This is a genomic window from Actinacidiphila glaucinigra (assembly GCF_900188405.1).
Classification (GTDB): Bacteria; Actinomycetota; Actinomycetes; order Streptomycetales; family Streptomycetaceae; genus Actinacidiphila; species Actinacidiphila glaucinigra.
In genome coordinates this window covers 14,851-34,347 of record NZ_FZOF01000034.1, presented here as the reverse complement: position 1 = coordinate 34,347, position 19,497 = coordinate 14,851, and the positions used below count along the sequence as shown (strand labels likewise).

The 19,497-nt window shown below is 68.2% G+C and carries 15 protein-coding genes and 1 pseudogene; 9 read left to right on the top strand and 7 right to left on the bottom strand.

Annotated features, from left to right (window positions below; all coding sequences use genetic code 11):
- Positions 1-52: 52 nt before the first annotated feature.
- Positions 53-325 (bottom strand): hypothetical protein, encoded by a 273-nt coding sequence (locus CHF15_RS38505; RefSeq protein WP_089228599.1) that lies wholly within the window; start codon positions 323-325, stop codon positions 53-55.
- Between the two features lie 672 nt (positions 326-997).
- Positions 998-1,978, bottom strand: a complete 981-nt coding sequence (locus CHF15_RS38500; protein ID WP_089228598.1) for an alpha/beta hydrolase — start codon at positions 1,976-1,978, stop codon at positions 998-1,000.
- 442 nt (positions 1,979-2,420) lie between these two features.
- On the opposite strand from CHF15_RS38500, the gene CHF15_RS38495 reads away from it, so the two are divergent.
- Positions 2,421-2,900: a MarR family winged helix-turn-helix transcriptional regulator gene (locus CHF15_RS38495; protein WP_089228597.1), complete on the top strand. Its 480-nt coding sequence runs from the start codon at positions 2,421-2,423 to the stop codon at positions 2,898-2,900.
- Positions 2,901-2,917: 17 nt separating this feature from the next.
- On the opposite strand, the gene CHF15_RS38490 is transcribed toward CHF15_RS38495, so the two are convergent.
- Both CHF15_RS38490 and CHF15_RS38485 read right to left on the bottom strand, forming a co-directional pair.
- Entirely contained in the window at positions 2,918-3,601 is a 684-nt protein-coding gene (locus CHF15_RS38490; RefSeq protein ID WP_089228596.1) for a sigma factor-like helix-turn-helix DNA-binding protein, read from the bottom strand.
- A 708-nt stretch (positions 3,602-4,309) separates the two neighbouring features.
- Positions 4,310-5,740 carry a dihydrolipoyl dehydrogenase family protein gene (locus CHF15_RS38485; protein ID WP_089228595.1) on the bottom strand — a complete coding sequence of 477 codons (1,431 nt, stop codon included), beginning with the start codon at positions 5,738-5,740 and terminating at the stop codon, positions 4,310-4,312.
- Positions 5,741-6,089: 349 nt separating this feature from the next.
- On the opposite strand from CHF15_RS38485, the gene CHF15_RS46645 reads away from it, so the two are divergent.
- Complete coding sequence (locus CHF15_RS46645; RefSeq protein WP_179280154.1) at positions 6,090-6,371, top strand: hypothetical protein; 282 nt, start codon at positions 6,090-6,092, stop codon at positions 6,369-6,371.
- Between the two features lie 1,300 nt (positions 6,372-7,671).
- Here CHF15_RS46645 and msrB read toward each other — a convergent pair.
- Positions 7,672-8,079: a peptide-methionine (R)-S-oxide reductase MsrB gene (gene msrB / locus CHF15_RS38475; protein ID WP_089228594.1), complete on the bottom strand. Its 408-nt coding sequence runs from the start codon at positions 8,077-8,079 to the stop codon at positions 7,672-7,674.
- A gap of 377 nt (positions 8,080-8,456) precedes the next feature.
- Positions 8,457-9,023, bottom strand: coding sequence for a pyridoxamine 5'-phosphate oxidase family protein (locus CHF15_RS38470; RefSeq protein ID WP_245939276.1), 567 nt, complete (start codon positions 9,021-9,023; stop codon positions 8,457-8,459).
- Positions 9,024-9,154: 131 nt separating this feature from the next.
- Here CHF15_RS38470 and CHF15_RS38465 point away from each other — a divergent pair, with 131 nt between their 5' ends.
- From CHF15_RS38465 to CHF15_RS38440, 7 genes and pseudogenes are all read left to right on the top strand, one after another.
- Positions 9,155-10,486, top strand: a complete 1,332-nt coding sequence (locus tag CHF15_RS38465) for an aminotransferase class I/II-fold pyridoxal phosphate-dependent enzyme (protein WP_179280163.1) — start codon at positions 9,155-9,157, stop codon at positions 10,484-10,486.
- A 768-nt stretch (positions 10,487-11,254) separates the two neighbouring features.
- The gene (locus tag CHF15_RS38460; protein WP_089228591.1) at positions 11,255-12,454 is read left to right on the top strand and encodes an epoxide hydrolase family protein; all 1,200 of its coding nucleotides are present in this window, start codon (positions 11,255-11,257) and stop codon (positions 12,452-12,454) included.
- A gap of 412 nt (positions 12,455-12,866) precedes the next feature.
- Positions 12,867-13,379, top strand: coding sequence for a peptide-methionine (S)-S-oxide reductase MsrA (gene msrA / locus CHF15_RS38455; RefSeq protein ID WP_089228590.1), 513 nt, complete (start codon positions 12,867-12,869; stop codon positions 13,377-13,379).
- Between the two features lie 1,179 nt (positions 13,380-14,558).
- Positions 14,559-15,761 carry an epoxide hydrolase family protein gene (locus CHF15_RS38450; protein WP_089228589.1) on the top strand — a complete coding sequence of 401 codons (1,203 nt, stop codon included), beginning with the start codon at positions 14,559-14,561 and terminating at the stop codon, positions 15,759-15,761.
- 430 nt (positions 15,762-16,191) lie between these two features.
- Positions 16,192-17,088, top strand: coding sequence for a Bax inhibitor-1/YccA family protein (locus tag CHF15_RS38445; RefSeq protein ID WP_089228588.1), 897 nt, complete (start codon positions 16,192-16,194; stop codon positions 17,086-17,088).
- Positions 17,089-17,160: 72 nt separating this feature from the next.
- A pseudogene (locus CHF15_RS46110) lies at positions 17,161-17,393 on the top strand (ATP-binding protein); the annotation flags it as partial.
- Positions 17,394-17,675: 282 nt separating this feature from the next.
- Complete coding sequence (locus tag CHF15_RS38440) at positions 17,676-17,963, top strand: hypothetical protein (protein WP_245939275.1); 288 nt, start codon at positions 17,676-17,678, stop codon at positions 17,961-17,963.
- A 586-nt stretch (positions 17,964-18,549) separates the two neighbouring features.
- Here CHF15_RS38440 and CHF15_RS38435 read toward each other — a convergent pair.
- Positions 18,550-19,395 (bottom strand): NAD(P)H-binding protein, encoded by an 846-nt coding sequence (locus CHF15_RS38435; RefSeq protein WP_089228586.1) that lies wholly within the window; start codon positions 19,393-19,395, stop codon positions 18,550-18,552.
- Positions 19,396-19,497 lie beyond the last annotated feature (102 nt).

Genomic DNA, 19,497 nt, shown 5'->3' with positions numbered 1-19,497 from the left:
CTGTTCGTCGGCCGGGCGGAGGCTTTGGGCGGGGTCAGTGTGCGGGCTGCGGTCAGCGCCCGGCGAGGTGGCCGGGACCGGTGACCGGGATGTCGAGGTCGTCGACGACCCCGGGCGCCCGATAGGTGCGGGCCACGGCCGGCCCGCCGCTTCGGCGGGGGAGCCCGGCCTCCTCGCCGGTGCTGCCCGGTGGACGGGAACCGGTGGGGCCGTGCACGTAGAGCCGCTCACCGGAGCCGGCGTGGAGGACCGGCGGCGTGGCGGACGCCCTGTCGCGGACGGGGGCGACGCGGTGAAAGCGGTCCGCACCGGGGATCGACGGCACCAGGTTGTGATCGCAGCAGGTCCGCCGTCGGCCCCGGGCCGGCGCGGCGCTGCTGGCGCCTGCGTACGCATCGGCAGTGGAGAGCGAGACGGAAATGACTGAGCCCTTTGCGCTAGTACGTAATGTGGTTTGCGCTAGGAGAATACATGCTTAAGGGACATCCCGCTGCGCGGCGGCGTCGAGGCCTACGTGTCCCGACTCGCTCGTCGGCCGTCATCATCGGCGATCAGGTCACCGCCGACCGGGGCCGCGGCCATTACCGGCTCGGGCGTTGCGGCGCGCGGCCGTCGACACGAACGTCTGGGGCCGGGGTGGTTGATCAGCTACGGGACGCGACGCCCGGCACGTACCTTCTGGACTCTCGCTGCCGGACATTGGCATCTGTCCTTGTCGGCACCGTGGACGAGGTTGCGGTCATGGTCGACGCTGTTGCCGCGGGCCAACGTGCGGGGTGCCACGGGCAAGCCGGCGCGCTTGCGGATACTCCCGGGTCTGCCCGGGCCGTGCATGCTCCGGCCGGAATCCCGCCTGCGTGATTTTCGGAGGCCGGTGCACGGCTTCGAGCTGCTCCCGTGTGCGTTTGGTCTCTCGAAGCGGCGACGTCCATGCGCGATCGTTCTGCCAGGCAGTGCTTGCTCCGGCAACTGTGACGTGCCGCAGGCTCGTCTGGAGTCAGCTTTCGGTGCCAAGCGCCTGCCGGAGGGTGGTTATGGCCTGGGCGACGGCTTCGCGGGCCGCATCGGTTGCCGACAGCGCGTTGAGCATGACGAAGTCGTGGATGGTCGCCTCGTAGCGGGTCGTGGTCACGGGCACTCCGGCAGCGCGCAGCTTCTCGGCGTAGGCCTCGCCTTCGTCCCTCAGGATGTCGGCCTCCGCGGTGATGACCAGGGCCGGGGGCAGGCCGGCGAGCTCTTGTTCGGTGGCGCGCAACGGGCTGGCCGTGATCTGTGCGCGTTGCCCTTCGTCGGTTGTGTACTGGTCCCAGAACCACCGCATGACATCGCGGCGCAGGAAGTAGCCTTCGGCGAACCGACGGTAGGAGGGTGTGCCGAAGTCCGCGTCGGTGACGGGATAGAACAACACCTGATGGCGGAAGGAGACATCCCCGCGTTCCTTGGCCAGCAACGTCAGTGCTGCGCTGAGGTTGCCGCCCGTGGAGTCGCCGGCCACGGCCATTCGTGTGGGGTCGATACCGTGCTCACGCCCGTGGCGGGTCGTCCATCGGGCGACCGCGTAGCACTCTTCCAGCGCCTGGGGATAGCGGGCCTCAGGAGAACGGGTGTACTCGGGGAAGACCACGGCAGCCCGCGCGCCGATGGCCAGTTCACGCACCAGGCGGTCGTGGGTGCGCGCGCCCCCGAAGACCCAGCCGCCGCCGTGGAGGTACAAGACGGCGGGCAGCGGGCCGGCGGCATGTCTCGGGCGCACAAGGCGCACCGCGACGCTTCCCTTCGGCCCGCCGGAAACCGCGACCCAAGTGTCCTCCACCTCAAGATGGTGATGCTCCACGGCCTGGGCCCTCTCCAGCGCCCTACGGCCCGCCGCCGGTCCCAGATCACATGGGAACGGTGGGGCGGCGGTGGCTTCGGTGAACTCGCGAGCAGCCGGTTCGAGAACCGGCTGCTGCAAGGGGACACCGGCACAGTCAGGCATCACGTACTCCTGATGGGGGAGAAGGGAATCGGTGCAGGCTGGGGGAGTCGGACAGGGCTGTGGCTGCCGGTATCGCGGGCCGCCCTGCGCACCGAGTCTGTCTGGCGATCCAACCGCGAAAGCGCGTCTTGCAGCATCGGTAATGTGACCGTGAACCCTGCTCACCCGCTGAGCATCCGGCGCCACGCCAGGGCCTTGGCGGGTGACGCGATCAAGCACGTGATTCACATGGCCCTCTTCGGTGCCAATAAGGAGTGCGGTACGGCGATTTCCGCTGATCGGGTTTCGCGTGGCGGGACAACTTCGTCATGGGTGCCGCGTACTTCGCGCACAGGACCCGCGACGCAGCGTGGCAATTTTAAGTGCGCGCAATATAATGGCCTGCGTTGAAGTTGTGAGGTGTACAGTTTAATGCGCAAGCATTTTGTGGAGAGGAGCTGCGATGAGTGAGAACCGGCCCGCCGCCGAGCGGCCGGCGGCGGAGGCTGACGAGGTCAGCCTGCTCCTCGACGACCAGATGTGTTTCGCCCTGTACGCCGCGCAGCGGGCCCTGACCAACCGCTACCGGCCATTGCTGGATGAGTTCGACCTGACCTATCCGCAGTATTTGGTGATGCTGGTGCTGTGGGAACACGGTGCGCTGCCCATCAAGTCGCTGGGCAAGCTCCTGCAGCTGGACTACGGCACTTTGACGCCGCTGCTGAAGCGCCTTCAGGCTCACGGGCTGATCCGGCGCGAGCGCCAGGCGAGTGATGAGCGTTCGGTGCAGATCAGCCTCACCGAACAGGGTGCCGAACTGCGGAAGCGTGCGCGGGTCATTCCGGCCACGATCGGGCAGGCTGCAGGTCTCACCGCGACGGAGGCGGGGAACGTCAAGGCTCTCCTGGAGCGGCTGACCGCAAACGTCACCGCGAGCCAGTGACTTCCCGGGCGGGGGCGTCAGTTGGTATGGACGCGATCGTGCCGCCAGTCGAGAAGCCCCTGCCGCTGGGCGGCGGCGGTGAGAATTTCAAGGAGAAGGTTCCGCCCGTGCCGGAGCCGTGAGCGAACCGAGCCTGGAAAGATGCCCAGGATCTCCGCGATGTCGGCGGGAGTGAAGTCTTCGGCGTCGGCCAGGTAGACCACGATCCGTACCTCGTCCGTTAGGCACTGCAGCGCGGCTGACACATCCTCGTCGCGCAGGAGGTCCAGCGCCTGTGTGACCCGAGCCGCGTGTTCACCCGGGATCGGAACCCGCTCAGCAAAGACCCCTTGCGAGCTTTGTGCTGTGGGCTGGAGGACAAAGTCCCCGGGCCGGTTCCCCTGGCCGGCGGCGTCGAGCGCGGTGCGGGCGAGGATCCGGAACAACCAGACCTTGAGGCCAGCCCCCTCGGGGAGCAGCTCGAAAGCCTCGAAGGCCTGCAGATATGTCTGCTGAACCAGCTCGTCGGGGTCGGCATGGGCAGATGCCATCTGCGTCGCGGCTGCGTGCAATCGGCCGAGGAAGGGCATGGTCTGGCGCTCGAACCGCGTGAGCGTGCTCTCCTCGCAGACCGCCCACTCGATCGGACTGCTGCCGACGTCCATTCCGTCCATGTGCCTGATCGGGGCGACGGGCTCGGTGCGAGAGAGCGAGCGGTTCATGTCTGTCCTCGAGTGGGGACGGGCACTGCGACACGGCGATGCCGCCCTTGTCCGCTCAGCCAGAGGTCTCGCAGACGTTCGGACGCCGCCTTCCCCCTATGTCGTCCTTTGGCGCAGTCCGTGATGGTCGGCAGGCACGAAGTGTCATCGGGCACCGCTATTGCTGAAGACACGTATCTCTCCAAACTGGCAAGGAACCCCTCCTTGGCAGAAGGGGATGGGCACCGCTGTCACCGCGGTGGCGGTCGCGGTGCAGCGATCAAGTGCAGGGATGCAACGTCCGGCGTCCGCAGGCATTGGCGGGGGAGTCCACCGCCCGGGGCCGCACGACCCGGGACGGCCGGGCAACTCGGTGTCGAGCCGTTCGGCGCCCCCGTGTGGCGCGCTCCCGTCTCCCGGCGTACTTCAATCATGGGCGCGGGCCGTGAGCGCGGTAATCCGGAACGTGACCTAGATTCCGTGGCGGTGCCGGCGTCGTTCCTAGGTAACGTGACGCGGTACCGGCGGCCAGAGCCATGACGGACAGGTGGCCCAAGGCCCGTCGGCACTCATCGCCCAGCAGGCGCATCGCGGAGGCGGGGTCTCACGACAGGTGAGCGGAACGATGTGCAGGAGGTGCCCTACGGCAGGGGGACCAACGCGGAGGCGAGGCCAGCGGTCGGTGGCGAACGCCGGAAGCCTCAAGGCCCGGTGTCCGGCCCCGGCGCCTCAGCCCCGGTGGGTCTCCAGCAGCCGCAGCCAGATCTCGCCGATCGTGGGGAAGGCGGGTACGGCATGCCAGAGCCGGTCGATCGGTACCTCGCCCGCGACGGCGACAGTGGCCGAGTACAGCAGTTCCGTCACGCCGGGCCCGGCGAAGGTCACGCCGGCCACGGTGTCGCGGTCGAGGTCGATGAGCATGCGCGCTTGACCGCGGTATTCCTCGGCGTACTCGTGGGCGCCCGCCACGTGCGCCAGGTCGTAGTCGACCACCTTGATCCGGTGCCCGAAACCGACGGCGTCGTGAGTGGTCATGCCGACGGAGGCGACTTCCGGGTGGGCGAAGACCACCTGTGGCACGGCCATGTGGTCCGCGGTGGCGACATGCGTGCCCCACAGGGTGTCGTCGACCACCTCGCCGCCGGCGCGCGCCCCGATGACGGCGCCGGCGATGCGGGCCTGGTACGTGCCCTGGTGGGTCAGCAGGGCACGCTGGTTGACATCGCCGACGGCGTAGAACCAGCCGTCGGCGACGCCGGTCACCCTGAAGGTGTCGTCCACCTTCAGCCAGTCGCCTGGGGTGAGCCCTATCGTCTCCAGCCCCAGGTCCCAGGTGTTGGGCGCGCGGCCGGTGGCGAACAGGATCTCGTCCGCCACCAGGTGCCCGCCGTCTGCAAGGGCGATCCGGACCTCGCCGTTCTCACGCGCCAGGCGGGCCACCGAGGTGGTGAACCGGACGTCGACGCCGGCCTCCCGCAGGCCGTCCGTAACCAGCCGGCCGGCGAAGGATTCCATCCGCTGCAGCAGCCCGTCCTCGAGAACCAGCATGGTGACCTGAGAGCCGAGCGCCTGCCAGGCGGTGGCCATCTCGACGGCCACCACGCCGCCGCCGACGACGGCCAGGCGTCCAGGGACCTTGTCGGCGCTGGTTGCCTCACGACTGGTCCATGCGCGGACGGTGTCCAGGCCGGGGAGTGCGGGCACGGCCGCGTGAGTGCCGGTGGAGACGACCACGGCGTGCCGCGCCGAGAGCGTGATCGTGCCCCCGTCCGGGGTTTCGACGCGGACCCTGCGGGGGCCGTCGAGCCGGCCGTGGCCGCGGATCAGATCGACGGAGACCGAGTTCAGCCGGTCGGCCCGGTCCTCGTCCTTCCGGTAGGAGGCCATCTTGTCGCGGTGAGCGAGGACCGCTCCGGCGTCCAGTGGCCCGGCGACCGCTTGAGCAAGCCCCGGGACCCGGCGCGCGTCAGCCCGCGCCACTACCGGGCGCAGCAGGGCCTTGCTGGCGTCGCGGGCCCGGAAGGAGCATTCACCGCCCAGCAGTTCGCGCTCCACGATCACGGTGCTCAGCCCGGCGGCACGAGCGCGTTCGGCCACGTTCTCGCCCACCGGCCCTGCGCCGATGACGATCACGTCGTAGGTGCGGGTGGTCTCGTTCATCACTGCTCCGTTCGGGGTGTGGAGGGTACTGGGGTCAGCTGGTGCAGGCTCGGATGACTGCCGACACGGCGCTCACGGGCGCTTGCGGCCGAAGGGCGAGGCGGGCGGCCCATCGACGGACCTCCGTGCCGCCGTGGGGTCGGGACCGTGCACCGTTCCGTCAGGCTGTGCCTGTGCTGTATCGCGCGGGACCGGCGGCTGACGGCATAGCCCGGTCCGGCGCCCAGTGGTGGGGTGGACGGGGCGAAGTCAGCGGTCGCGGAGCCGCTTGCTCACTTCCTGGAGTACCCAGCCTTGGCCGTACGGGTCGCTGAAGGTGAGGTGGGGAGCCGTAGGACGCGCGATCGGGATGCAAGGCGGTGATGCGCCGCTGCACTTCACCGTCGTGGACGCCCCTGCCGCCTTCGTGGCCGTGGTGGAGGTAACCACCCTCGTCGTGGAAGACCTCGTTGACGCCGATACCGCGGCTCGCGCGTTCTGCGTGATCCTCGTCGATGTCGGACACGATGAGGCGCAGAACCTGGAACGCACCCGCAGGGGCGCCGGTCATCCCCTTGCCGAAGATGATCGAGCACTCGGAGGCGGGCGGGGTGATGTGCGCCACGCGAAAGTCGTCACCGGCCGTGAATAGACGTCGAGACGGAAGCCGGCCTTCCTGCGGAAGGCCTTGGCCCGGTAGATGTGGAGACGCGGAGCGCGATCATTTCGAGCTTCAGATCCATGGAGATGTCCTTCAGACATGAGCCTTGACAGGTGAAAGGGCAACGCAGGGTGCGCCGCGTGTTCACCGATGTGGTGGTGCCGGCACAGCGGCACGTACAGCCCGGCTGCCGCAATGGGCACATGCGATCGGGCAGGGGGTCGGCGGATGAGTGAGCGCCGACCCACACACCGAAAAGGTACGTGGCGTTTAGCTTTGGCGCAAGTAACGCTTGCAAATTTAACGAGTGCCAAAGGTATTTACTTGATCGAGAAACGCTTCATCGGGTGGCAATTCCTGCGGGTTCCCACGGGTCGCACTGGTTGCGTTCCCTTGCGGTCAACCAGACCTACGTCCTGATGTGACCGCGCGTACTGATCCCCTGCGTCACTTGGGCCTCTTCCGTGCGGCCCATACGGCGCCGGTGCCTAGTGCAGCCCAGTCGACAGGCGGCCGCTTACGCCCCCACTGAAGCCCGGGATACGAACAGCGCCGTGCCGGAACAGCCCGCCGGGTCAGCCCTGGGAGAAGCCTCTGGCCGCCGGGCAGGCAGGCCCATCTGCCGGGCACTGATGGTCAGCGGGGGCACCGCACCGCTACCCGCTTCTGCTCTACTGCACTTCTCGCGACGCGTGCCGGATGGATTGTTCGGGCGGTGGCGTGAGTGAGCGGCGTGATGGAGTCGGGTGCGCTCCGTGCGAGGTGGGCTTGCGGGCCTGGGCCCCGCTGGTCGAGCGCGGTCAGGCAGAGCTTGCTGTTGTCCGCGTGCCTGGCGTGGTCGGTGCCCTCGGTCGAGCTGCCGTTGCGGGGGCCGCGCCCAGATGCCGCTGACAGAAGGGCCTTGCGTAGTGCTGGGCGTCGCGCAGTTCGCTGTGCTGCAGGTGATGCAAGGACAGGCAGTGGCCCGGGGTCGGGGAGTCGCCGCCGGCGGCGAACTGCCATCAGCACTGGGCCGCCTTGTGCCGGTCGGCCTCGATGCCTGTGAGCGGGCGCGGCTGACTGTCTGCGACCTGACGCGCGGGGTCTCACTGTCCACCCCGGACGCCTTCCCCTGGCATCAGCCCCTCACCCGCGGTGCGGATCCGCGGCATGGCCGTCAGCCATGACGGACGTGAAATGATCGGCCGCCGGGGGCGCGATTGCTTGGATGGGGCCAGTGGCGGAGAACGGACCGTCGGGCGAGGACTCATGTCTTCCTCGGCGAGTGCGTCGAGAGCGCGCTACGTGACGATCAGCTCTCGTCGGTTGTCAGACGCAGCGAGATGCTGTTGATGCAGTAGCGCTGGTCGGTCGGGGTGGCAAATCCCTCTCCCTCGAAAACGTGCCCGAGGTGAGAGCCGCAGCGAGCACAGCGGACCTCGGTCTGCACCATGCCGTAGGACCGGTCTTCGGCCAGTTCGACTGCGTCGCTGTCCTTCGGGTCGTAGAAGGAGGGCCAGCCACAGCCGGAGTCGAACTTTTCCGTGGAGGTGAAGAGTTCAGCGCCGCAGGCGCGGCAGGAGTAGACGCCTCTCGTTTTGGTGTCGGTGTACTCGCCGGTGAAGGGCGTCTCCGTGGCGGCGCGGCGCAGGACCTGGTACTCGGCAGGGGCCAGTTCGGCGCGCCACTGCTTGTCCGGCTTTTCGATGTCATACGGCACAGAAGTCGATCCTTACAGCAGAGTCGGGAAGAAGGGGAGGTGCGGGGTTGGCTGCAACGCCGCGAGGCCGAGCTGGGGACATACATCCCTTTTCCGGCACCCGCGGGATGTAACAGTCAATGGATCTGGGGTGTTCCGGCCGCCCGGAACGACAGCCGTGACCCCTGTCACCTGCATCCGAGGTGCGGTCACCGGCTCTGCCGACAGTCGGCTCGATGCTGAACGCGGCAGGTGCTGAGGAGACGCAGCGGCCGAGCGGCTCGTTCTTGACCGATCCGGCCGACACGCGCCACGTCAAGTCACGTTGTCCGGAACCAATTTGCGCAAGTCCTCGATGACGCGGTCTCAGTGACGGAGGGTAATACGTGGGACGTGCGTCAGCGTTCCGTGAGGTAGCCAGGGACGCTGATCGACAGGTCGAGGTCGTCGGCCGGTACAGGCTTCCCGTAGGTTCGCATCACGGGGAGCACGCCCGCCCAGTGGGGGAGGAAGAGGTCTTCAGGGTCGTCGTTGGGGTCACCGGTGCGTACCTTGGCGGAGACCTCGTGGAGGTCGAGGGCCACCACGGCGGTGGCGGCCAGTTCCCTGGCGTTCGCGGGGCGGGAGGCCGCAGCGCGACCGGGCACGATGCGGTCGATCAGGGCGTCCAACGCGCCTGAGCGTTCGGTGACCTGGCAGGCCATGCCGCGCACCACCACAGAGCGGTAGTTGATCGCGTGGTGGATGGCGGACCGGGCCGGCGCGAGCCCTTCCACGTGCGTGACGGCCAGGCACACGGCGAGTGCGGCGTCCTCGCCGGCGAAGCGCAGCGGCCGGGAGCCGACGGAGCCGTGCATGTAGCACCGTTCGCCGACGCGGGCGTAGAGGGTCGGCAGCACGACCGGCGCCCCGTCGCGGACGAAGCCGAGGTGGCATGGGTAGTCCGCGTCGAGGATCGCGTGCACCAGGTCGCGGTCGTACGAGGCGCGCTCGCGGCAGCGGGTCGGGGCAGTGCGGTCAGTGGCGGTGCAGGCATCACCGTGGCGGGTGGGGGAGGTGTCACGCGATCCTTTTGAACTAGCGCATAATGGATATTGTGATAGGAGAGTACACGTTTACGGGTCGGGGCGCGGCGGAGATCGCGGCGAGCGTCGAGCGGGCCGTCGGACAGGGCGCGCTTACGCCGGGTACCGCTCTCCCACCGCTGCGGGAGCTCGCCACCGAACTGGGCGTCAATCCCAACACCGTCGCCGCCGCCTACCGCCTGCTGCGCGACCGCGGCGTCATCGAGACCGCGGGCCGGCGCGGCAGCCGGGTGCGGCCGCGTCCCGCCATCACCGCGCACGACGAGATCCGCTTGGAGGTGCCGCCCGGAGTGCGCGACCTCTCCGCCGGCAATCCGGACCCCGCGCTGCTCCCGCCACTCGGTGAGGCACTGGCCGAGGCTGCCGCCCGGCACGCCCGGCAACCCATGCTGTACGGACAGGCTCCGGTCGATGACGAGCTCGGGCGTCTGGCCCGCGCCGCCTTCGACGCCGACGGCGTCCCCGACGGCCCGGTCGGACTCAGCTCTGGATCGCTCGACGCCATGGAGCGCGCACTCACCGCCCACCTGCGACCCGGCGACGCGGTGGCGGTGGAGGACCCCGGCTGGGGCAGCGTCTTCGACCTCGTCCCCGCCCTCGGGCTGCGGCCGACTCCGATCGGTGTCGACGACGACGGCCCCCTGCCGCACGACGTGGACGTCGCCCTGCGGCAGGGCGCGCGGGCGCTGATCGTCACCGACCGCGGCCAGAACCCCACCGGCGCCACGATCTCGGCCGCCCGCGCCCAGGACCTGCGCGCCATCCTTGCGGACCACCCGCAGGTCCTCGTCATCGACGACGACCACGTGCACGGACTCACCGAACTGCCGCTCCACCCGCTCTCCGGCAGTACACGGCACTGGATGCTCGTCCGCTCGGCCGCCAAGGCCTATGGTCCCGACCTGCGCCTGGCCGTCCTCACCGGCGACCCCCTGACCCTCGACCGGCTCCGCGGCCGCTACCGCCTGGGCCCTGGCTGGGTGAGCCACCTGCTCCAGCATGCGGTGACCCACCTCTGGCGCACCGACGCCGTGGACGTCGCGGCGGTCTCCGCCGCGTACGCCGCGCGCCGCGGCGGTCTCGTGCGGGCACTGGCCGACCGCGGCGTCACGGCCTACGGCCGCAGCAGCATGAACGTCTGGGTGCCGGTACCGGAGGAGACCGGGGTGGTGACCCGACTGCTGCAGGCAGGCTGGGCGGTCGCACCCGGCGCGCGCTTCCGGCTCTCCTCGCCGCCCGGCATCCGCATCACCATTTCACCTCTCACCGCGGACGAGGTGCCGGCCCTGGCCGACGCCGTCACCGCTGCGATCCGCCCACACCGCACCGTACGCTTCGGCTGACGAGCGGCACAGGGCGCCGGGGCGGCGGCGTCCGGCAAGCCCCCTCAGAACACTGGTGCTGAAACGGTCACGCCTTCCCGCGCCGCCCACCGGGCGATAGCCGATGCCACGACCGCCTCACTGGCATCTTCTGCCAGACCAGCTACCGGACACGTCCGTGCACCCAGGCCACCGTACTGTGCGGCGTCCTTCGGCATCCGCTCACGGCGCTGGGCCCGGTAACGACGCCAAGTGCTGGTTCGTCGCACACTTCACGCGCCGACAGGGGGCGCGGTTGGCGCCTTCGCCGTCCGGCTGACCGTACGGGTCCGACGGGGCGGCCCGTCCGGGGGATGACGCTGGGGCACCATGTCGGCGGCAGTGGGGCGGCGGGTCTCGGTGGAACGAGGCGTCGCCCGTCTGAAGTCCGGGTGTGTCTTCCGCAGAGTTCGATGCAGCCCTGATCGATTCTCGTCAATCGCCGCAGCCGTCCTCACCCGGAGAGGCAACGCTGAAGGTAGTGGGTAAGTCGAACGACTGGCCGTGACACCAACGATGTACCGCGTCAGGTTACCGGGGACGCACGACACCGCCCCTGCGGAATCTAGGTCACGTGCCAGATTACCGAGGCGGCATCTCGTGACCATCATGGAAGTGCGCCGGAAAGAAGGGCCGGGTCACACGGCCCAGCGCCGGCCGGCGGAGAGAGGCGAGTCGCAGACAGGTCCGCGAACTCGGCGTCACATCCCGCCTTCTCCTGCAAATAACGCAGACATCAAGGAGACCACCATGTCCGTCACCCCTGACCAGCACGCCATCCGTCCGTTCACCTTCGAGTTCCCGGAGTCGGAGCTCGAAGCGCTGCGTGCACGCATTGAGGCGACGCGCTTTCCCGAGAAGGAGACCGTTGCGGACCATTCGCAGGGCGTGCCGCTGGAGACGATGCAGGAACTCGCGCGCTACTGGGCCAAGGAGTACGACTGGCGCAAGGTCGAGGCGAAGCTGAAGGCCCTGCCGCACTTCATGACCGAGATCGACGGCCTGGACATCCACTTCATCCACGTTCGTTCCAAGCACGAGAACGCCCTGCCGCTGATCGTCACCCACGGATGGCCCGGCTCGGTCATCGAGCAGCTGAAGCTCATCGAACCGCTCACGAACCCGACGGCCCACGGCGGCGACGCCTCGGACGCGTTCCACCTGGTGATCCCGTCGATGCCCGGCTACGGGTTCTCTGGCAAGCCGACCTCGGCCGGCTGGGACGCCGAGCACATTGCGCGTGCCTGGGGCGAGCTGATGAAGCGCCTGGGCTACACGAAGTACGTGGCCCAGGGCGGCGACTGGGGTGCGATCATCTCGGACCTCATGGGCGTTCAGGAGCCCGACGGGCTGGTGGGCATCCACGTCAACCTGCCCGGCACGGTTCCGCCCGCCGTCGAGCAGGCGCTCGCGGTCGGCAACCCGCTGCCCCGCGACGTCGTTCTGGCCAACGACGAGGAGAAGCGCGCGGTCGAGCAGGTCGGCCACCTGTACCAGAACATCGCCCAGTTCCTCATGATGGCCTCGCGCCCGCAGTCGCTGGCCGCAATCGCGGATTCGCCCGTCGGCCTGGCGGCCTACCTGCTCGACCACGACGCGCCGAGCCTGGAGATGATCTCCCGCGCCTTCGCCGGACAGACCGAAGGCCTCACCCGGGATGACGTCCTGGACAACATCACGCTCTTCTGGCTGACGAACACGGGGATATCCGCAGCGCGTCTCTACGCGGAGAACAAGACCCCGTTCCTCGGCGCCAAGGGCGTCAAGCTCCCGGTCGCCGTCAGCGTCTTCCCCGACGAGGTCTACCAGGCCCCCAAGAGCTGGGCAGAGCAGGCCTACCCGAACCTCGTCCACTACAACAGGCTCGACGAGGGTGGCCACTTCGCCGCCTGGGAGCAGCCTGAGCAGCTCGTGAACGAGGTCCGTGCGGGCTTCCGATCCCTGCGGTAATCCACCGTCGACAAACGACTGCACAGACCCCAGCCCGCCGGGCGGCCGAGTTGCTCCTCAACGAGCTGGTTGGCCGCCCGGGGCACGCGGCCACGCTGCGCACCAGGTCCACGAGCACCCCGGACCGGACGCGAACGCCTGAACAGCGGGTACCGAGCCGATTCTCATACGGCCCCCTCAAACGGCGGGTCCCGCACCCCCTTGCTCCGGCCCCGCGCCCCGACAGCGGGGGACCGGAGCGCGGGACCCGTCCTTTTCTTCAACCCGGCACCTTCCCTGCGAGCGGACGCGACCCCTGGAGAAGGCCGGCAGAGCATGTCGCCTGCGACAGATACACCCGGAGAAATCGCCTCGGGCCGGCACCGGCCCGTATGCGCGGGTGTTCCCGAACATGGAAGAAGGACCAACAGCGATGACTGAATTCCAGCAAAAAGCATGGCTTGCGGGCGGCTGCTTCTGGGGCATGCAGGACCTGCTCCGGACGCTCCCCGGCGTCGTGAGCACTCGGGTGGGATACAGCGGCGGTGACATGCCCCATCCGACCTATTTCGACCATGGAAACCATGCAGAGTCGATCGAGATCACTTTCGACTCCGCTGTCACCGACTACCGCACCATCCTGGAATATTTCTTCCAGATCCATGACCCGACGACGAAGAACCGGCAGGGAAACGACGTCGGCGCCAGTTACCGCTCGATCATCTTCCATCTCGACGGCGAGCAGCGGCGGATCGCTCAGGACACCATCGCGGACGTCGAGGCATCTGGCCTGTGGCCGGGCAACGTGGTGACCGATGTCGTACCGGCCGACACCTTCTGGGAGGCCGAGCCAGAGCATCAGGACTACTTGAGACGCTATCCGGACGGCTACACCTGTCACTTTCCGCGCCCGAACTGGCGGCTGCCGAAACGGGCAGACGCCTGAGGCGGCTCCTTCGGCCTGGATGCGCTGGTCATCCTCTGTGCAACTCAGCGCAAGCAGCCTTGTCACTGCGGGGTATGACGCCCTCGTGCGGAGCGGAACCTTCGCCCTGAGCGCGGCCATCGGCCCCCAGCGACCGCCACCGCGACGCCGGTCTTCATCATGGCCGGGAACAATCTCGAACCCGCCCCTCACGCAATGGGTCGGAATCGAGCATTCGCCAAGCTTCCTGCGGCGCACCAGGCAGTTGCTGACTGTATGACGGTTGCGTCGCGTCCACGTGAGGGTCCCTGCCTGAAAGTAGGCAGGGACCCTCATGGCGTTGAAAGGGCTGTTGCGTCCGAGCTGCGCCCGCTGGCGGTGCGGTGGGGGAGTGGACGGCCTCCAAGTTGCGTCGGCTCTCATCGCCGAATCTGAAGGTCTCGCCAAGGGGTCCGTTGCGACACCGTCGTTCTTGTCGCCTGGCCGTGCAACTGCCCCGGGTGTCATTCGATTTGCCTGTAGTGCGGCCGGGTCGGAGCAGGAGGGCTCAGGGGGCACGGACAGCGGAACCCACCCCGGAGCATGCGCGCATCGTTCAGGTCCGCGGCCAGGCTGCGCAGTTCACGGCCGTCGGCCTGCACCACGCCCTCGCATCGCTCTGCTGCCTGGCAGCCGATGGAATCCCAAGCCGGAGTGCGGGCGCCCCCAGACGTCTGGACGCGGTCCCGTCAGCTGCCGGAGGCGGCCGGCAGTCATTGGGGCGTGGGCGAACACCGCGGAATTTCTGCCTGTCCGCGGCGCCGGTCACCGGCGTGGGGCAGGGGCGTAAACATGGGGCAGTTCCGGCACCGTGCTGACGTGTGATCCCTTCGTGACCGCGCACAATGAAGCGGAAACTCCCTTGCCGGGCCCGTCACCACGGCGACGACCGCGGAATTCCGTCACATGACTGCTCTGACCCTCGCCGACGGTACCGCGTCACGTTACCTAGGAAAAACAGCACCGCCTCTGCGGAATCTAGGTCATTATCCAGATTACCGATGCGGCGCCCCAGGCCCATTATGGAAGTGCGCCGGAAGGCAGAGCAGGCTTCGGCCCGCTGCGCCGGCAAGCAGGATTGACAACGTGCGGATTCGTCTGCGAACTCGACGTCACATCCCACTTCCTTCTGTACATCACTTAGACATCGTGGAGACCAACATGTCCGTCACCCCTGACCGGGATGCGATCCGTCCGTTCACGTTCGAGTTCCCGGAGTCGGAGCTCGAGGACCTGCGCGCGCGGATCATCGCGACTCGCTTCCCCGAGAAGGAGACCGTCGCGGACCATTCGCAGGGCACCCCGCTGGCCACCCTTCAGGAGCTGGCGCGGTACTGGGCTTCGGAGTACGACTGGAGCAAGGCCGAGGCGAAGCTGAAGGCTCTGCCGCACTACATCACCGAGATCGACGGCCTGGACATCCACTTCATCCACGTCCGCTCGAAGCACGAGAACGCCCTGCCGCTGATCGTCACGCACGGATGGCCGGGCACGATCATCGAGCAGATGAAGCTCATCGAGCCGCTCACGAACCCGACCGCCCACGGCGGCGACGCCTCGGACGCCTTCCACCTGGTGATCCCCTCGATGCCCGGCTATGGCTTCTCCGGCAAGCCGACCTCGACCGGCTGGGACCCGGAGCGCATCGCCCAGGCCTGGGCCGAGCTGATGAAGCGCCTGGGCTACACCAAGTACGTGGCACAGGGCGGCGACTGGGGTGCGCTCATCACCGAGATGATGGGCGTGCAGGAGCCCGAGGGCCTCGTCGGTATCCACACCAATCTGGCGTGTGTGTTCCCGCCCGTCATCGAGCAGGCCGTATCGACCGGCAACCCCCTGCCGCCCGGCGTGGTTCTGGTGAACGACGAGGAGAAGCGCGCCGTCGAGCAGCTGGACTTCTTCTACAAGCACGTCTACTACGCCTACATGATGGCCTCCCGCCCGCAGACGCTGACCGGCCTGGCGGATTCTCCGGTCGGCCTGGCGGCCTTCCTGCTCGACCACGACGCGGCCAGCCTGGAGATGATCTCCCGGGCCTTCGACGGGGTGACCGAAGGCCTGTCCCGGGACGATGTCCTGGACAACATCACGCTCTACTGGCTGACGAACACCGCGATCTCCGCTTCCCGTCTGTACGCCGAGAACCGGATCTCCCCGTTCTTCGCGCCGAAGGGCGTCAAGCTCCCGGTCGCCGTGAGCGTCTTCCCCGACGAGCTCTTCCAGCCCCCGAAGAGCTGGACCGAGCGGGCCTACCCGAACCTCGTCCACTACAACAGGCTCGACGAGGGTGGTCACTTCGCCGCCTGGGAGCAGCCGGCCCTGTTCGTCAACGAGCTCCGCGCGGGTTTCCGGTCCCTTCGCTAGTAGATCGTGCCCGACGTGATGCACGGCCTGTAGCCCCCAGGGCGGCTGCGCGACTCGGCCCCGAGCCGCACAGCCGCCCCGGGGGCCGCGGTCACACCGCGCGACGCGTCCATGCCGAACGTCAACTGCCAGGCCTCGGTCGGCGAGGAGTCATTCGGTGGGCGCTTCGGGCGGGCACGTGGCGTGATCCTGAAGGAGGACGGCAAGGCTGGGCACGGACGCTGAATCGGCCCAGGCACGAGCCGGTCGGCGAGCTGACGCTGCGACGTCAGTGTGCGACTCGACTCCGAAGAGTGCCCGCCGCCCGCAGGCAGTCGGAATCCCTGTCATCGATGAACGCCGTTTTGATGCATCCCCCAGGGCCGGTACGCGGATCTCCAGATCCGTATCGAGACCGGAACAGGGGTGCAACTGCAGAGGAATGAGTGAGATGAAGAGCAGCAATCCTGTCTTCTCGCGGGGGGTGTTCAACCGCCGCAACAGCTACGCGGTCTTCAGGGAGCAGAACCTGCGCGCCGATGGTTCGGCCGCGGACAACCCCTACGCGCAGGGCACGGCCAACCGGAGCACGACCGTGCAGAACGCGGAGGCCGCGCCCGACGCCGAGCCCGCCGCTCTGCCGAAAGCCTTGGGCACTGCGATGACCATTGACGATGTCGTCGCCCGTACAGCAGGGACACTTGGCGTGGTTGTGCTCGCCGCCGTCCTTGCGTGGGTGCTGTTGCCTGCCGATGAGGCCAACCTGGGTGCGTCGTGCGGCATCGCGGTCGGAGCCGCCCTACTGGCCTTCGCCCTGTCGCTCGTCCAAACATTCAGGGCCAAGCCGGTCCCGGCACTGATCCTGGCGTACGCGGCGTTCGAAGGCGTCTTCCTCGGAGCCATCTCCAGTGTCACCTCCGCCAACATCAGCCCCGGCGTGGTGGTCCAGACCGTGCTCGGCACGATGGCGGTCTTCGCTGGCACGCTGATCGCATACAAAAGACGTTGGATCCGCGTCACCCGACGTTTCCACGGCTTTGCGATGGCCGCCGCGATGGGCTTCTTGCTGCTCACCGTCGCCAACCTGCTGATTTCCGCCTTCGCCGGTGGTGACGGCCTGGGCCTTCGTAGTGGCGGCCTGGGCATCCTGTTCGGCGTCATCGGCATCATCCTCGGCGCGTGTTTCCTGGCATTGGACTTCAAGCAGGTCGAGGACGGCATAGCCCACGGAGCCCCGCGAGAGGAGTCCTGGCTGGCGGCCTTCGGTCTCACACTGACCCTGGTGTGGATCTACCTGGAGGCGTTGCAGCTGTTCTCCATCCTGAACGGCGGCGACAAGTCGGCCTGACGAACCCATAGCTCCGTCGATCACGGTGCGTAACGGCATGAGAGCGACTTCCCGGTCGTCTTTCGGTCGCCCCTGACCAACGCGAGGAAGCACGCTCCAGGCGCTGCGGCCTCCGTACGGATCCGCCGGGCAGCCGACCTCGTCCAGGTCACCGTCACCAACGGGCCCCCACCCGGAAAACGGTTCCGCTACCCAGCGCGCGGCACGGACTCATCGGGCTTCGCGAGCGTGCCGCCCTGCTGAACGGATCCTTCCGCTGGGGACCCACCACCGAGGGCGGCTACCAAGTCCACCTCGAGCTCCCCATTGGATCTCGTGCGCGTCCGTCGTGCCACGGTCTCCACAGGGAGCACACCCTTCCCCTTTGGCAACGCCCCAACCGGTGTACTCGCGACCTCTGTTCGAGGAGTGGCGGGGTTTCCTACAGTCTGTGGGGCGCCGGAGTCCACCGGCGCTGAAGGGGGAGAAGAATGCGTATCCGTTCACGCACAGTAGGAGCTCTGGCGGCTGCCGCTTTGGCAGTCGGCGGACTGTCGGCCGCAACTGCCGCCACAGCCAACGCAGCACCCGCGGCCGCCCAGTCCTGTTTGGGCACCGCGAAGTCGTTCTCCACCACCTACGTCGCCCCGTACGACAGGTGGCCCGGATCCGGCTCAGCAACCGCCACATCCAACTGCAACGACATCAACGTCAAGCCCACCCTGGGTGACTACGTCCGCACCTGCTTCCTGCCCAGCAGCGGCGGCACCTCCTGCAACGCCTGGCGCTGGATCGACGGCGGCACCTGGGGACTCGCCGCAACCGACGTCAAGGACGGCACCAAGTTCTACCTGCAATTCCAGCTCGGCTACGAGTACGGTTCCGTCGCCTACTGACCCGATACGCAGTCCGGTGACCCAGTACCGGTGTTCGTAGCGGTAGTGGGCCAGTAGATGGACCGCGGGCGTGCCGGGGCGCTGCTGAGCAGTCGAGCATCCGCCCTGGCACGCCACGTTGGCAAGGTTCAGGCCGTCTTTCGAGCCGGTCGCGGCCCGCCGGTTGTTCTGCACCGTCACGATGGTCAGTCTGAACATCGGCCACACCGGCTGCTCGCAGTCTGCGCAGCCGGCGTCACGCTCGTCAACGAAGCCAAGAGCGTCGACGGTGCGCTTCGCCGAAAGCTGAGGAGCGTGTGATCATCGCCGGGCTTCGCACAGTGCCGGCCCCTGCAGCTATTCGGCGCACGCCTGAACGGTGACGGTCATGGCGACCGTTTTGGAGGCGGGCTCCGACACTTGGGGTGCCGAGAGGCTCCTTGAGTGCCGGGCCTGCGCGCTCGGCAGGTCCGGGCTCAGCCGGGGCGCCAAGAGGGCGCCTTGAGTGGGAGGGGCGTTGCGGAGGTGAGAGAGGGGTGGGTTCGCAGGCCGGGCCTTCGCCTTCGGCGCCCTGAGACCGCGGCGCCGAAGGCGAACTCGTTACTCCTTACCGGAAGGCTTCGACGTTACGGCGGGCCCATTCGGCGAAGGGGCGGGGCGCGCGGCCGAGGACCCGCTGGACGTCCGGGCTGAGCCGCAGCTCGGCGGCGTTGGGCTCGCCGAGGACGGCCAGTGTGGTCTGTACGACCGGCTCCGGCATGAACGCCGCCATCCGGGCGTGTGCCTCGTCCCGAGTGAGCTCCACGAACCGCACCCGCTCGCCGAGGGCCGTCGCGATTGCTTCGGCCTGCTGCCGGGGTGTGACGGCTGCCGGCCCGTTCAGCTCGTAGACCTGGCTCGTGTGTTCGTCCTTGCGCAGGGCCACGGCCGCGACCTCCGCGATGTCCGCCGGATCGATCACGGGGATTCCGACGTCACCGAACGGCGCGGCGGCGGTCCGCTCGGCGCGTACCGAATCCGCCCAGGCGTAGGCGTTGGATGCGAAGCCGCCGGACCGCAGGATCGTCCAGGCCAGGCCCGAGTCGCGCACGGCGTCCTCGATGGCCCGCATGACACCTCCGTGCGAGGGCGACTCCGGCCTGGTCAGCACGCCCTGCGAGGAGAGCAGCACCACCCGCCGGATCCCGGCGACTTTGGCCGCGTCCAGGATGGCTCGCGGGTCGAGCCCGTGGCCTCCTGCGCCGCCATCGTGCAGGAACAAGGCTTCGGCACCGTCGAGGGCGGGCCGCAGGGTCTCCGGCTTGGTTAAGTCAGCCTGCACGTGCCTGGTCCCCGTAGGCAGGTCCAGCGGGGCTATCCCCCTCGACACCGCTGTCACCCGCTCGCCGGTCTCCGCCATGGTCCGCACCAGCGACCGCCCGACATTCCCGGTGGCACCCGTCACCACGATCATGCTCAACTCCCGTGTTGTCAGTGGTTTCTCGCGATGACGGCGACGCTAACAGCCTCGGTATAGTAGGTACCTAGAGGAAAGTAACTACCTCAGAGGACTGAA

Bases quoted from the DNA above. Each gene is read 5' to 3' on its own strand.
- CHF15_RS38500 (WP_089228598.1), bottom strand. From the start codon at position 1,978: ATGCCTGACTGTGCCGGTGTCCCCTTGCAGCAGCCGGTTCTCGAACCG.
- CHF15_RS38495 (WP_089228597.1), top strand. From the start codon at position 2,421: ATGAGTGAGAACCGGCCCGCCGCCGAGCGGCCGGCGGCGGAGGCTGAC.
- CHF15_RS38490 (WP_089228596.1), bottom strand. From the start codon at position 3,601: ATGAACCGCTCGCTCTCTCGCACCGAGCCCGTCGCCCCGATCAGGCAC.
- CHF15_RS38485 (WP_089228595.1), bottom strand. From the start codon at position 5,740: ATGAACGAGACCACCCGCACCTACGACGTGATCGTCATCGGCGCAGGG.
- CHF15_RS46645 (WP_179280154.1), top strand. From the start codon at position 6,090: ATGCAAGGCGGTGATGCGCCGCTGCACTTCACCGTCGTGGACGCCCCT.
- CHF15_RS38460 (WP_089228591.1), top strand. From the start codon at position 11,255: ATGTCCGTCACCCCTGACCAGCACGCCATCCGTCCGTTCACCTTCGAG.
- msrA (WP_089228590.1), top strand. From the start codon at position 12,867: ATGACTGAATTCCAGCAAAAAGCATGGCTTGCGGGCGGCTGCTTCTGG.
- CHF15_RS38450 (WP_089228589.1), top strand. From the start codon at position 14,559: ATGTCCGTCACCCCTGACCGGGATGCGATCCGTCCGTTCACGTTCGAG.
- CHF15_RS38445 (WP_089228588.1), top strand. From the start codon at position 16,192: ATGAAGAGCAGCAATCCTGTCTTCTCGCGGGGGGTGTTCAACCGCCGC.
- CHF15_RS38435 (WP_089228586.1), bottom strand. From the start codon at position 19,395: ATGATCGTGGTGACGGGTGCCACCGGGAATGTCGGGCGGTCGCTGGTG.